Annotated in this window: 13 protein-coding genes and 1 tRNA gene; 6 read left to right on the plus strand and 8 right to left on the minus strand. The window is 43.7% G+C overall.

What is annotated here, in order from left to right; genetic code table 11:
- Window positions 1–264: 264 nt before the first annotated feature.
- The 4 genes from asnA to FFM80_RS08685 form a co-directional block, all read right to left on the minus strand.
- A complete protein-coding gene (asnA, locus tag FFM80_RS08670) occupies window positions 265–1,272 on the minus strand; it encodes an aspartate--ammonia ligase (protein ID WP_137640428.1) in 1,008 nt (335 codons plus the stop codon).
- Between the two features lie 519 nt (window positions 1,273–1,791).
- On the minus strand, window positions 1,792–3,198 hold the full coding sequence (locus tag FFM80_RS08675; protein ID WP_137640429.1) for a C69 family dipeptidase: 1,407 nt from the start codon (window positions 3,196–3,198) through the stop codon (window positions 1,792–1,794).
- Window positions 3,199–3,286: 88 nt separating this feature from the next.
- Window positions 3,287–4,249 (minus strand): hypothetical protein, encoded by a 963-nt coding sequence (locus FFM80_RS08680; protein WP_137640430.1) that lies wholly within the window; start codon window positions 4,247–4,249, stop codon window positions 3,287–3,289.
- 548 nt (window positions 4,250–4,797) lie between these two features.
- Window positions 4,798–5,046 carry a hypothetical protein gene (locus FFM80_RS08685; protein ID WP_223877323.1) on the minus strand — a complete coding sequence of 83 codons (249 nt, stop codon included), beginning with the start codon at window positions 5,044–5,046 and terminating at the stop codon, window positions 4,798–4,800.
- Window positions 5,047–5,221: 175 nt separating this feature from the next.
- Here FFM80_RS08685 and FFM80_RS08690 point away from each other — a divergent pair, with 175 nt between their 5' ends.
- Both FFM80_RS08690 and recQ read left to right on the plus strand, forming a co-directional pair.
- On the plus strand, window positions 5,222–5,440 hold the full coding sequence (locus FFM80_RS08690; RefSeq protein WP_137636277.1) for a helix-turn-helix domain-containing protein: 219 nt from the start codon (window positions 5,222–5,224) through the stop codon (window positions 5,438–5,440).
- A 657-nt stretch (window positions 5,441–6,097) separates the two neighbouring features.
- Window positions 6,098–7,900 (plus strand): DNA helicase RecQ, encoded by a 1,803-nt coding sequence (recQ, locus tag FFM80_RS08695; RefSeq protein ID WP_137640431.1) that lies wholly within the window; start codon window positions 6,098–6,100, stop codon window positions 7,898–7,900.
- A gap of 51 nt (window positions 7,901–7,951) precedes the next feature.
- On the opposite strand, the gene FFM80_RS08700 is transcribed toward recQ, so the two are convergent.
- Window positions 7,952–9,097 (minus strand): serine hydrolase domain-containing protein, encoded by a 1,146-nt coding sequence (locus FFM80_RS08700; RefSeq protein WP_137640432.1) that lies wholly within the window; start codon window positions 9,095–9,097, stop codon window positions 7,952–7,954.
- 95 nt (window positions 9,098–9,192) lie between these two features.
- On the opposite strand from FFM80_RS08700, the gene FFM80_RS08705 reads away from it, so the two are divergent.
- Window positions 9,193–10,077 (plus strand): RluA family pseudouridine synthase, encoded by an 885-nt coding sequence (locus tag FFM80_RS08705; RefSeq protein WP_137640433.1) that lies wholly within the window; start codon window positions 9,193–9,195, stop codon window positions 10,075–10,077.
- A gap of 54 nt (window positions 10,078–10,131) precedes the next feature.
- On the opposite strand, the gene FFM80_RS08710 is transcribed toward FFM80_RS08705, so the two are convergent.
- Complete coding sequence (locus FFM80_RS08710) at window positions 10,132–10,464, minus strand: ArsR/SmtB family transcription factor (protein WP_137640434.1); 333 nt, start codon at window positions 10,462–10,464, stop codon at window positions 10,132–10,134.
- 414 nt (window positions 10,465–10,878) lie between these two features.
- Between FFM80_RS08710 and FFM80_RS08715 the strand changes: the two genes are divergently transcribed.
- The 3 genes from FFM80_RS08715 (at window position 10,879) to FFM80_RS08725 (ending at window position 12,490) form a co-directional block, all read left to right on the plus strand.
- Entirely contained in the window at window positions 10,879–11,643 is a 765-nt protein-coding gene (locus FFM80_RS08715; protein WP_137640435.1) for a flavodoxin family protein, read from the plus strand.
- 23 nt (window positions 11,644–11,666) lie between these two features.
- A tRNA-Arg gene (locus FFM80_RS08720) sits at window positions 11,667–11,738 on the plus strand.
- Between the two features lie 446 nt (window positions 11,739–12,184).
- On the plus strand, window positions 12,185–12,490 hold the full coding sequence (locus tag FFM80_RS08725) for a protein-tyrosine phosphatase family protein (protein WP_137640436.1): 306 nt from the start codon (window positions 12,185–12,187) through the stop codon (window positions 12,488–12,490).
- Window positions 12,491–12,627: 137 nt separating this feature from the next.
- On the opposite strand, the gene FFM80_RS14500 is transcribed toward FFM80_RS08725, so the two are convergent.
- Together FFM80_RS14500 and FFM80_RS14505 are read right to left on the minus strand one after the other, a co-directional pair.
- Window positions 12,628–12,771 (minus strand): hypothetical protein, encoded by a 144-nt coding sequence (locus FFM80_RS14500; protein WP_171001069.1) that lies wholly within the window; start codon window positions 12,769–12,771, stop codon window positions 12,628–12,630.
- Window positions 12,772–12,797: 26 nt separating this feature from the next.
- Window positions 12,798–12,971 (minus strand): hypothetical protein, encoded by a 174-nt coding sequence (locus FFM80_RS14505; protein WP_171001070.1) that lies wholly within the window; start codon window positions 12,969–12,971, stop codon window positions 12,798–12,800.
- Window positions 12,972–13,773: the final 802 nt, after the last annotated feature.

Here is a 13,773-nt window from a genome sequence, read left to right on the forward strand (position 1 = left end):
GATTCATGTCTATTTTTATACAGTAAAGTCCCGGCAAGCCGGGGCTTTACTGTACATTATTAACTTTCAACCTTTAGTTATATTATTTAATTGTTAACTAACGCAGGGCGGGCTGGATGATGCTCAGTGGTGAAATTTGACTTAACCGAGTGGGTTACTCGGGTTAGTCAAAGCCCGGCTTTCGAGACCACTGTTTGGCTCGAAAACGCGGCCACCACGTTCCAGCATCAATCCAGACCAACCGAAGTGGCAAGGACTTACTAATTAAAGTAGATGAATCCCGTTAGCTTCACACTTGTCGATCATTGCTTGTGGCCAAAGGGCAGCTTGAACTTCACCAACATGTGCTTTGCCAAGTAATAACATGCAAAGTCGCGATTGGCCGATCCCGCCACCAATAGTGAATGGGAGTTGGTCGTGTAAGATAGCTTGGTGATAATCATACTTCAGGCGATCTTCGGCGCCGGCAATTTTCAATTGCTTGCTTAATGAGTCTGCGTCGACCCGAATCCCCATGCTGGAGATTTCAAGGGCCCGGTCTAGTGGTTCGTACCAGAATAAGATATCACCGTTTAATTGCCAGTCATCGTAGTCAGGGGCGCGGCCGTCGTGACGTTTGCCACTGTGGAGTTCACCGCCGATTTGCATTAAGAAGACGGCACCGTACTTTTTACAAATGGCGTTTTCACGTTCTTTAGGGGTCTTGTCTGGATAAAGATCTTCCAATTCTTGAGTGGTAATGAAGTGGATTTCATCAGGTAAGTGATGCACCGCTTTAGGGAACTTGTACCAAACTTCATGTTCCATATGCTTGATCACTTTGAAGATCGTCTTAACGGTCGCTTGTAAGGTATCAATTGTCCGTTCGTCTTTGGCGATGACTTTTTCCCAATCCCATTGGTCGACGTAAGCCGAGTGGAAGTTGTCTAAGTCTTCGTCTTTACGGATGGCGTTCATGTTAGTGTAGAGGCCAGTGTGCATGTCAAAGCCATAACGCTTTAAGGCGACCCGCTTCCACTTGGCTAATGAATGCACGATTTCGACAGTTTCGCCAGGTAAGTCTTGCATCGTAAAGGATACCGGCGTTTCGACACCGTTTAAGTTATCGTTCAAACCAGATGACTTGGTGACGAACATGGGGGCTGATAACCGTGATAAGTTTAATTCCTTACCAAATTCAGTTTGGAAGGTTTCACGAATATAACGGATGGCCTGTTGAGTTTCTTTAACGGATAATTTTGGATCGTATGACTTTGGAATAATTAAATGCATCAGACATTCTCCTTTGGGTTATTATAAGATAAAACGAAAAAAGTCTTCCGTCTCTTGACATAATCAAGGGACGAAAGACTTTTTTCGCGGTACCACCCAAGTTGTTTATCTAAAATAAACCAGCTTTTACAGAGTACAAACATACTCCACCGATGATAACGTACCGGTAAACGACTAATCCTACTTTAATCAAGAACATGATTATTTCAGTTAGCAACTAAGAAAGTGTTTTTCGGCTCAAGCAAGGTCTGGTCGGGTTTCCACTATGTCCCGATTCACTGGCAGGTTGGTTGAACGTACTCCTCTTTCCTACGTTTTTTATCTTGTGACATTTATATTAGCACTGATTTTTGAAAAGTAAACCTAAAAATTAAAAAATTAATAGTGAACGATGATAGTCGTTCTCATTATAGGCCATGAAAAGCTAGTGGTTTAAGGCAGTTTGTCGGCTAAATGCCATTAAAAATTAATTTTAAAAAACGGTTGCCAGTCAAAATAGACCAGCAATCGTTTTTGGAATTAGTCGTTCAAGTTATACCGAAGCTTCATGTGTTCAGAGCCCATGATGACCATATCGCCAAGTAACTTGGTTTGGCGTTTCATGGATTCAGCCGCTAATTGACTGTTAGCGGCTTCCAAGTAGGCGGTGACATCAGTCTGACCAGCTAAGCCGGCGTCAGTTTCGTTTTGAATCTGACGGTACGCCCCCATCGCTTCCAGTTCAAAGCTATTGCGCATGTCGACGTATAAGTCATAGTCGGTATCGCCAAGTAGGGCGGTCGTGCAGCTCAACCAGTACATGTTGTTCAAGTCGAACGTTCCGTTAGCATCTTTGTAGCTAGCGGGGGTGTCGTTAACGTTAGCATAGAAAGGCACCACCGTGTTAAACGTATTGGCACCAAATGCGAGCCAGTGAATCCCAGCAATAGCAGCTGGCACGTTGTTGCGGATTTGTAAGATATGCACATCATGGTTCCGGTTGATCCCGATTGGCCGGAATAAGGTCTTGTCAGCTTCCGAGCCGTTCCCGTAAACGTCATATTTGGTGTTTTCAAAGTGAGAACTCAACACAAATTTAACGTCTTCAATCGAGATCTTGCGGTTAGCATGGCAAATAAATGGCAAATCTTGGCCCATTGGATCTTGATCAACGTCAGGCGTGAAGTATTTCTGACCGAACCAAGCGCGAGGGTTGTTGTAGACCGTGTCTTTGATTGATGCACTACCGAAGATGTGGCGTAAGTTATAACCATCAAAGTCCGGGTTCAAGCTGTATTGATCGATTAAGCCTTGCAAATCATCAGAGCTTAAGGTGTCATCGGCATCAAAGTCGAAGTCATCAATGTTCATCCGGTTTGGGGCAACGACATAAGCATCGTCTGGAATCCGTTTAGCGGCCCAATGATGCCCACCAATGGTTTCTAACCACCAGATTTCGTTGTTGTCAGAAAAGGCAATCCCGTTTGGTTCGTAAGTCCCATATTCTTTCAAGAGGCTGCCTAAACGCAAGACCCCTTCTTTAGCACTATGAATATACGGCAAGACTAACGTGACGAGGTCTTCTTCACCAATCCCACCAGCTACGAGTGGGTCCATCCCCAAGACGCGGGCGTTCGTGGTGATAGTTTCAGTCGCTGACATGGCGATATTTTCGCTATTGATCCCAGCGGCGGGCCAAGTCCCGTTCGTTAAGATGGAGTTTGGAATTGACGTATAACGTAACGGGTTATCTGGCAAGTCCACCTTGACTTTACTAATGACGGATTGGTAATGCTTGGGTTGGTCAGCCGGATTAACAACGACTAATCGTTCTGGGTCTAAGGCTTCATGACCATCATCGTTACGTGAAATGATGGTTGAGCCGTCGATTGAGGCTTTCTTACCAACTAAAATCGTGGTACATGATCCTTTGATTCTTTTTTCCATGTTCGTATGACACTCCTTTAAAAGTATTACTGTTATTATACATCTTAGTCGATAGGAGCTGGTTACTTGAATGATAGTTATTCGGTAATTAGGCTTTTTTTAGTTTGATCTGTTCTAACTCAGTACTTAGTGTTTCTCCTTTTATTAACGTTACAGATACGTGTTCCTCTAAACTTTTAGTAGCTTTTCCCATCATAGTATCGAGACCACTTTTAGTCGTTGAAACAATACCAATACCGCGAATATAACTAATTGTGTAAGTACCTGGTTGTATATCTTTACCTACTTGCCAATTACCAGCGCTTAAAGTAGTCTTATATGATCTTTTTGTCACGGGAATGAGTGTAAGCATTCCCATTCTTTTACCTTCTATTGTGGCATTACTTATTAAATCAGTTGTAAATGAACTTAAATGACCATCATCAGCATTTGTTTTTGAGCTGAGGACGAGCAGTGCGCCTACACGTCCTTTACCATTATCTAAAATATCTAGTTCTCCATTAGAACTGTTAGTTTTAACGACATAGCGACCAGGCTTAACATCTTTACCGACCAAATATTTACCAGGCTTTAGTGTTATAGGGTTTGCCTGTTCGGCTACTTTTGTTGGCTTTTGTGTGGAATGCATTTTACTTTTTTGTTTATTAATCTGGTTATTGATTTGTTCTAAAAAGTGGGCTTGTTCATTGTTAGCAGAAAATTCAAAAGGGGTAGTTTTACGAATCTTTTGTTGCAATCCTACGGGAACCTTTGACGAATGGTCTTCATCATAATTGGGTAATGCAACAATATGAATTTTAGTTTTTAATTGAGTAGATCCTAGTCCTAATGATTTGGTCAAACTTACGTAAGTACTAAATTTTCCGTTCTTAACAACTGACCATTTAAAATTCGAAGCAGCAGCTAGTGGAAAATCACGTAATGAATTATTGCGATCTGAGCTATCGTTGTCGTCTTCCTCGATAGCAAGTATTTTGGCGCCATCAGGGGCTTGAGTAGTACCTGAAACAAACCAATTGTTCTTTTGAGTAATGTTTTGTGCTGCCTTCATAGTTGAAAGCTTAACCGTATAAAGTTGTTTCGTATGTGTGTGCTGTACTCGGGTAGTATTGAAGTTTCCAGTGCTTGAAGTTCCCTTAGTTATGATGTTAGTTACTGCGTAAAGAATGATTGATCCAGCTATGAATAGGCCCCAAACCCGTTTTTGTAGATACCACTTCTTCTTTGCAACTAAAACGTACTCCTAACCATCTTTTCCTGTAAAAACCTGCTTAGACAAAATAATTCCCCCAAAAATTTATTCAGCTTTTATTGACTTCAGTTTTGGTCAATAGAAAGTCATGATTATCAGTAATTGAGATAGTAAGATTTGATTGCTTCAAAATATAGGTTATCCCGCTAATACTAACTTCTAAAGCTAAGGCGATTTCACGTTAAGTTTAGCCGGCAATCCTGTAGTTGATACACGCATTGGGCTTTCACTAACGGTGGGATGTGGGTTGGTTGTGGGCACTATGATAATCGGTCCTCCGTTTTTTTAGGTTAGATACTAGTAAGTACGCAAACTAGGTGGCATTTAATTTTTTTAAATAAAAAAAGTTAAGCAGCGACAGCTTGTCCCACCATGAATTTATTAATGACGAATTGATGACGCTGATTATAATGGCCATATAGTGCAAGCTGCACGTTAGGTTTGAGCTGATAAAAAAGGGTTAACGCGTGGCGGACGATGAGACAGTTGATTGGCTGATCGTCGCCGTGTAGTGGTTTGACGCGGACATATAGCATGAATGGATCGAGTTTTAAAATTTTAGTTTGATTATCGAATTTAACAGTTAAGTTTTGCATTAAAATCACCTCAAAACTATTATACGAACAAACGTTCTTTTTGGCTAGTATAAAAGTCTAATCAATGAGAATAAATTTTTCGTTAGCAAAATCTACTATTTCCTGAATAAATGCTACAAAAATTTCCAATTAGTTGGTATGATAAAACATGGCTTAACGAAAGGGGAATCTTGCCATGCAGCGTGGACGGCGAGCGTCATATGAAGAACGTTTGGAAATTGTGAATTACACCTTGGCACATGAAAATAACTACCAGCAGGCCGCTGATAAGTACAATGTGTCGTACCCCCAGGTCTATACGTGGGTACGCAAGTTTCGGCAAAGCGGGGCGGCCGGTCTGGTCGATCATCGCGGCCGACCCAAACAAACCCCGCAACCTAAATCAGAAAATTAATGGGTCAACAAAAAGTCAACCATCACCGGTTTATACCGATGCGGTTGACTTTTTTACTGCATATTTTTAAAGGTTGTGATGTGTTAGAAAAATTAATTTAGCTGAAAATTGCGTAGTTTTCAGTTGAAGACTGAATATCTTTTGATATTAAATTGCCACTCTGGTTGGCCCATAATCGGCTGGAACGTGGTGGCCGCGTTTGTGAGCCGAAGAGCGGTCTCACAAGCCGGGCTTTGACTAACCCGGGAAGACCACCGGCTAAGTCAAACGATACCACTGAGCCAATTCTGGCCCGCCCGCCGTTAGTTAGGCGATATTTATAAAATGTTCAATCAACAAATTTAGCCGAGAGGTTGGTTCCTAAAATGCTCAGCTGTGTCATTGGCCTTAGTGCGAGTAGTCTACTCGGACTTAGGCCAAGGTCAGTTTTGAAGACTGGGCTTTGGCTTCAAAATGGCCCATGGCGTTCCAGCGTTTTAGGAACCAACCGGCAGGCGGCAATTTCAACTAGTACCAAGCGTATCAACTAAAATATGGCAGTTAGCCAAATGCTGACCCAACCAGAGTGGCAAGTTAACCCAGAGGCGCGAGTTGTAACTGGCGTCATTTCTCGGTAGAATGGAAACACTGAAATTAACACGAAGGAGCAATTCGGCGATGGACTTAGCGGCGGCGCAACAAGTATTAAAAACAACGTTTGGTTATGATGAATTTCGACCGGGGCAAAAGGCGGTCATTGAACAAGTATTAGCCGGGCAAAATACGCTCGCAGTCATGCCCACCGGGGGCGGTAAGTCGTTATGTTACCAGATTCCGGCTTTACTGTTTGACGGCTTAACGGTCGTTGTTTCCCCATTGATCTCGTTGATGAAAGATCAAGTCGATGCCTTGAATGATAACGGGATTGCGGCGACCTACATCAATAGTTCGATGTCGTATCAAGAGATTTATCAACGAATGCAAGAGTTGCGTGCGGGTGACTATACATTGTTGTATATTGCACCGGAACGTTTAGACTCGTCGCAATTTGTGCAAGATTTAGGTCAGTTGCCGATTAAATTATTGGCGATTGATGAAGCCCATTGTATCTCACAGTGGGGCCATGATTTTCGACCGAGTTATTTGGCCTTAAGTACTGCGATTGAACAGTTACCAACGCATCCGCAAGTCCTAGCGTTAACAGCCACGGCGACTGAACAAGTGGCCCAAGATATTTGCCAGCGATTGGCAATTGCACCGGATCATGAAGTTAATACGGGGTTTGCCCGCGATAATTTGAATTTAGCGGTGGTCAAGGATCAAGATACTGATCGTTATATTTTAGATTATTTAAAAGCTAACGCCGGGGAAGCCGGTATTATTTATGCCAGCACGCGCAAAGAAGTTGCGCGAATTGCTAGTTTATTGAACCATCATCAAGTTAAAGCGGCGATGTATCATGCTGGTTTAGACGATGATGTGCGACGCAAGAATCAAGAAGATTTCCTTTACGACCGGGTGCAAGTGATGGTCGCAACTAATGCATTTGGGATGGGGATTGACAAGAGCAACGTGCGGTTTGTCATTCATGCCCAAGTCCCCGGAACACTAGAAGCTTATTATCAAGAAGCCGGCCGGGCTGGGCGTGATGGGCTGCCGAGCGAAGCCATCTTGATTTATCGGGCCTCGGATGCCCAGATTCAACATTTCTTTATCGATAACTCAGAAATGGATGAGGAACACAAACACCGTTCGTATCGGAAACTACAGGTCATGAGCCAATATGCCAATACCCAGGGCTGTTTACAGCAATTTATTTTAAAATATTTCGGTGAAGCGTCTAAACCCTGTGGTCGTTGTAGTAATTGTACGGATGACCGGGAAGCCCAAGATATCACGACCAATGCCCAAAAAGTCTTATCTTGTGTGGTACGACTACATTCCCGCTTTGGTAAAGGGGTGGTCGCGCAAGTCTTGACCGGTGCCAATAATCAGCGGATTCGCGACTCGAATCTAAGTGAATTGTCGACTTACGGGATTATGGCCGGTCAGCGGCAAAAAAGTGTTGGCGAATTGATTGAATTCTTAACGGCAGCGGGCTATTTGCAAAGTGTTGGCGGTCAATATCCAACCCTAGCCGTCACGCAAACCGGCGTCGAGGTGCTCAAAGGTAGCACCCAAGTTTATCGCAAAACGGCACGGACCGTTGAGCGGGCCGTGCCAGTGAATGGGGCGTTATTCGAACAATTACGGACGCTGCGTCGTAATTTGGCGGAAGAACAGCATGTGCCACCGTTTGTCATTTTCTCAGATAAAACCTTGCACTCGATGTGTGATCTACTGCCAGAAAATGATGATGATTTTCTCGAAGTGCGGGGCGTGGGGGCCAATAAGCTCGAGAAATATGGTGAAACGTTTATGGAAACGATTCGGGCCTATGCCCATCAAGAACCGACGACTACAGAAGATTCTGAAGCTTGAACAAACATTGTCAGTTAACTGACGATCCTGTTAAAAAGCGCCAAGCAACAACTAATCAGCTTGGTTCAGTAAACTGTACAAGTGGCTGTTAACCAAGCCAAATGAACTAATGTTATTTTGAATATTCGACATTAAGACAATGTAGGTTTTACCAGTGTGGGTGAAGCTATTGGAAATATTCCAACCACTGACGATTCCGTGACTATTATAAGCCCCGGGATCGGCGTAAAAGCCCATACCATAACCAGAAGCGCTCCCGGCCGTCAGCATTTGTTTGCGGGCGGCTTTAGTGATGAGACGATTGGTCATCAAGGCTTGATCGAAGCGATACATGTCAGTGACGGTCATCGCGATATTTCCAACGCCGTAAAGTTGTGATAGGTCTGGCAAACTTGGCGTGGTATACTGACCATTGGTTAAGCGATAGCCGGTCGAACGTTGTTTGGCTTTAGCAAAAGCTTGGTAGGTTAAGGTCGTGGTCATCTTGGCCGGCTTGAAGATGTGTTGCTGTAAATAGTGATCCAAGGTTTCGCCACTGAGCTTTTCGACGAGGTAAGCCAGGACGGTATAATTACTGTCTAAGTAGTGCCAGCGGCCAGGTTGTGCTTGTACACCTTGTTTTTCAATATCGTGCAGCAGGGCAGCCGGGGTGATGGCCGCATTGACTTCCTGATGGCCGGTCAATCCCGAAGTATGAGTCAGCAGGTTTTTCAGCTTGATTGATTGACCGTTGGGAAATTTAGGAAAATAAGTTTTGATTGGGGCATTGATCTTTAATTTACCAGCTGTTTGTAATTGTAAAATCGCCGTCGCAATCAGTGCTTTTTCCGTTGACCCGATGTAGTAGGGCGTATTGAGCTGATTAGCGAGATGCTGGTTACGGTTACGCAGACCATAAGCTTTGCGCAATATCACTTGATGATTGCGTACGATTAAGGCTGTTCCGGAAAAATGCAGCTGGGTTAAATAATGATCTAGTTTTGGATTTTTAACGATTGTCGTGAGTGGTGCCGGCTTCGCTAATGGTTTGGGCTTGACGTGTGGCTTGGTGACTTTTGTCGTGGTCACCATTGGTTTGGCGACTTGATGGCGCTGGTTCCAGATGAACTTGCCCGTCAGTGTGACGGTCCCCACGCAAGCTAGGATGATTAAAAAGAGCCGCAATTGACGCGGCCAGCGTGATCGTGAATAATGCATATGAAATTCCCCCAAAGTTATCAATTATCAATACTATAGCATGTTTGTACAACGTTGTATGTTAAGTTTTAGTCTATTTTTAAGGAGAGAAATTAATGCAGATAAACTGGCAACATCAAGGCGCTCCGGTGTCGATGAAACACTTTTTGACGACTCACGGGATTAGCATGCGGCTGATTAAAGCCATTAAGCATGGCAGTGGGATGTTCATTGTGAACGACGAAGCTGAAGTTGGTGCAATTACGATTGAAGATGGCGATATTGCTGGTATCGAACTACCTGCGGAAGCGGCCGACCCAGAAGTGGCTGTCAGTGATGCACCGCTAGCGGTCGTCTACGAAGATGCGAATTGGCTGGTTGTGAATAAGCCCGCCGGTGTCAGTAGCGTGCCAGGACCAACTAATCGGACAGATACGTTAGTCAATCGGATTAAAGGTCATTTAGTGGCGACGAAAGCCGAAAACTTAAAGCCGCATTTAATTACCCGGCTGGACCGTGATACGAGTGGCCTCGTCTTAGTGGCGAAGCATCGAGTCGCCCAAGGGATGATGGCTTGGCAACCAGTTGCGAAGACGTTCCAAAAAACGTATCGCGCCTGGGTCAGTGGCGGGGCCTTGAGCCCAGTTAATGGGACCATCGAAGCGCCCATTGGCCGGGTCGATGAGTCGCCGCGCCGGCAAGTGACCGATGATGGTCAGATGGCGATTACCCGTTACCGCGTACAAGCGACTTATGGTGAGGTCACCGAAGTGCAATTGACCTTAGTGACAGGGCGGACCCATCAGATTCGCGTCCACTTTACCCATTGGGGCCATCCGCTCTTAGGGGATGCGTTGTATGGTGGTGATCAAACGTTGATTCAGCGACAAGCGTTGCATGCCGCGACCATGACGTTCCATGATCCATTTAATGATCAGCAATTAACTTTTGAAGCGCCCTTACCAACTGATTTAGTTACCTTAATTAACAAACTCCAGTAAAAAAACAGTGTTCACCGGCGATGGCCGATGAGCACTGTTTTTGGTTATATTGCCTTAATCTGATTGCTTCGTGACCGGCTGATAATCAGCAGCCAAAGCATCAAAAGTCATTTGTAATTGTTTTAAGGGTGCCGTTAAGGTGAGATAATAAATATGTTCAACCCCGTTACTGCGCATTTCGATGACACCAGCCTCTCGCATTAAGCGTAAATGGTGTGAGACAGCTGGTCGGGAGATGTTAACAAGCGCGGTAATATCGGTCACATTCAAGCCATCACCGCTGTTCCCGAGAGCGATAATGATTTGGCGGCGGATTTTTTCAGCGAAGATCCCAATCAGTTGGGCGCTCGCTGCTAATGCTGCTTCAGATTTTTGATAGTTAGCCATAACTGACCTAGTCCTTTCAGATTCTATTTAATCGACGTCGAGTCGTTCCCCCCATGCGTGGTCGCGCAGTGTTAAGCCCGCGGGTACGCTGAAACGGCGCTAAGCAGATTAAGCGGACAACTACGCCATCCTTGACGTTTGTGCCTAATAAGCTAGGTCACAATTTATCCCCGTGATGCTTGGCGTGCCGTTGGTAATCATCACGAGAGATCATGATGTCCGCAAGTTGTCGAACGGACAGCTTAGGTTAAGGAACACCTATGCTTACTATTAATTAAAACAACACTTTAATCAATTGTCAATCGTTTTTATTTGGATTGTTCATAATTAGCGGGTTGAATGATTAATGTTTGTTTGGTATCCATTTATTGGTTCATTTGCGTTAAAATAGAGGATAGTGAAGGAGTGAAGATAATGCGGGTGTTAGGTATTTTAGGATCCCAACAACCAAACGGGATTACGGGTCAATCTTTGCAGGCAGTCTTAAAAGGCGCGGCTGAAACGGCGACAACTGACTGGATCAACTTAGCTGACTATCAGATTACAGCAGATCATGATAACCAGCCTAATCCAGTATTGGATAGCCTGGAAGCTAAATTATTAGCTGCCGATGTATGGATTTTAGCGGCCCCAACTTATATAGGTGGTTTATCAGGAATTATGAAAAATTTTTTAGATTGTATGCGCAACCGGATTGCCCGCTACAATGCGGTGGGGGAAGCGGTCCCGGATCGGTTTAAAAATAAACACTATGTGACGATTACGAATTGTTATGCTGGCGGGGTTGAGAACTTTGTGACCGGTGTGACCGATGCGGCATTTAAGACCATGGATAAGTTCTTAACCATGGGCGGCTTAATTAAAGTCCGTGAAATTGTGGTCACGAAGACGTTTGGAATGACAACACTATCAACTAAGAAGCAAGCCGAATGTGAACGGGCTGGCCAAAGGGCTGCGACTAAGAAGGAGCGAGATGATAATACGATGAAACGATATCTAGAGTTATTTGGGATGATTGCCGTGATGGCACTAGTGACGATGGGAATTGAAGCTGGGATTGGTCGTCTGCTCCCATTAGACAACTTTTGGGCGTATTACGGGGTCTTTGTAGTCGTTTTTTACGTTTTATTAGCGTCAATCTTGCACTTTTTCACCGTTGTCAAGCATCGGCGGCGCTAAAAAGTGGTACGATACTGATGTAGGCGCTGTTAGTGTAATGGATAGCACGCGAGATTTCGGTCCTTGCGATCAGAGTTCGACTCTCTGGCGGCGCAATAGTAAGCAGGAATAGCCGGTATTGATAGGGATAACCCTTGATATACCGGCTTTTCTTGTTTTTGCTAGTGGCATGGCTATGGGCAATATCTAAAGTCGTGATTTCATTAATACTGAGTAGCAAACTTTAATTTGAGTGACCCGAAATTTAGCGATATGTAAAGCAATTGTATTTATTGGGTGCGCTAATACTGATTATTGCACTAATTGGCTGAAGGCTAATGGTAAAATTTAAAGTGAATTGATTGAATAACTGATTTTTGTTAAAATCTGGTATTGATAGTGTAGAATTTTCTTAATCTGAGAATTGTTGTCTGAAATCAGAATGGAAAATTAGCGATTAATATAGCCGCTCAATCAGCTTTCATGTCAGTAAATATTTCAAGAAAAAATAAAGGTTAGCTAGATAGCGGCGATACGATGACCATTATAGAAAGGAAATTCCATGGATATTAATATATTCGATCGAGATGAATTAATAATAAATGTGCTTAATCAGTTAGCCGAAAAAGCTAATTTAGAGTCGGTTGATTTAGTGCTCTTGAATTCTAAGCTGTCAGCTAAAGAAAGCCATGACTTGATGGTTTTTGTAGCTGAAAAGCAAGTCAAAAAACAAGCATTATCTAAAGAGGAATGTATTGCTCAGGTGTTAAAGATTAAACCGGATATTGAGAGTGCCGATGGATTTGTTAATCAATTAAAAAGGGCATTTGTTGCGGAAGGCCGTTTTCCAGATGTTTTAAATCAGTAGTTACATTAATTTTAAGTGGGGTAACCTGTACTTTTAATAGGAAGTCGTTCTTTATTAGTATTGAATCTTGTAGCATATGTAGCCCAAAAAAGACTTAGCCAATGGCAACCACGCCATTGGTTAAGTCTTTTTTGGGTTTAATTATTGTCGTTAGTGTCATCATCAGGATGATGATCGGTATCCTGGTGAGTGACATTTGGGGACGTTTGAAAGTGATTATTAGAGAAGATCCAAGCAAATACACTACCAAGTAATAAGAATTTCAGCAAATAAAGTAACATCGGTGAATGCCTCGTTTCTTAAATGGTTACTCGTCGTCACTATCGTCAACGTAGTCACGACCGTAATCTCCGTCACTGCCATCGATATCAGTAAAATGATGATCAGGGTGATTTGAAGTCACTTCGCTCGGCGGGTTACCAAAGAAAATCCATGCAACTATGCCGGTAAAAATTAAGGACCCTAATAAGACAATTAACATCGCTGTCTAACCTCATTTCTAAGAATAAGTGTAAGTTACCCCTTAAAGTTAGCACGCGGTTGAATCGTCAACTATCAAATTATTGTAAAGGCTTGGTTAGGAAACCGTAAATTATTTAGGATCGTGAGAATCATGTCGCGTCGGCACTTTGCCACCAATCCAGATGCTAGCGGCCATGATAACTAGTAGCGCAATACTAATGACTAAAATTGCCATTGTGTTCACCTCGGTTTATCAGCTTTAATAACTCATACCATAACGTTCTAATCACGGACTAACTATCAAGAAGCCGTAAAGTTAAGGTGACAGTTGTGTAAAGGTGTGTTGAGGTGTATCCATATACGCTTGGTGCTGGTTGGCTTACATTGTCACTCTGGTTGGGCCAGAATCGGCTGGAACGTGGTGGCCATGTTTGGAAGCCAAGGGCGGTCTTCCACAAGCCGGGGGTTATCTAAGTCGGAAAATCACCGACCAAGATAAACGACACCACTGAGCCAACTCAGGCCCGCCCGGTGTTAATAAACGGGAATTAATGACTATTTATTGTCAGCCCCAGATATAGCCGAGAGGTTGGTTCCTAAAATGCTCAGCCGTGTCGTTGGCCTTAGTGTGAGTGGTCTGCTCGGACTTAGGCCAAGGCCAATTTTGAAGACCGCACTTTGGCTTCAAAATGGCCCATGGCGTTCCAGCGTTTTAGGAACCAACCGGCAGGCGGCGAGTTCAACTAGTACCAAGCGTATCCATATAATAGTCTTAAAAGTTGAATTGAACTCTGAATAAAACACTTGCACTAAAGTCAGCG

The organism is Lactiplantibacillus dongliensis (assembly GCF_005405105.1).
Classification (GTDB): domain Bacteria; phylum Bacillota; class Bacilli; order Lactobacillales; family Lactobacillaceae; genus Lactiplantibacillus; species Lactiplantibacillus dongliensis.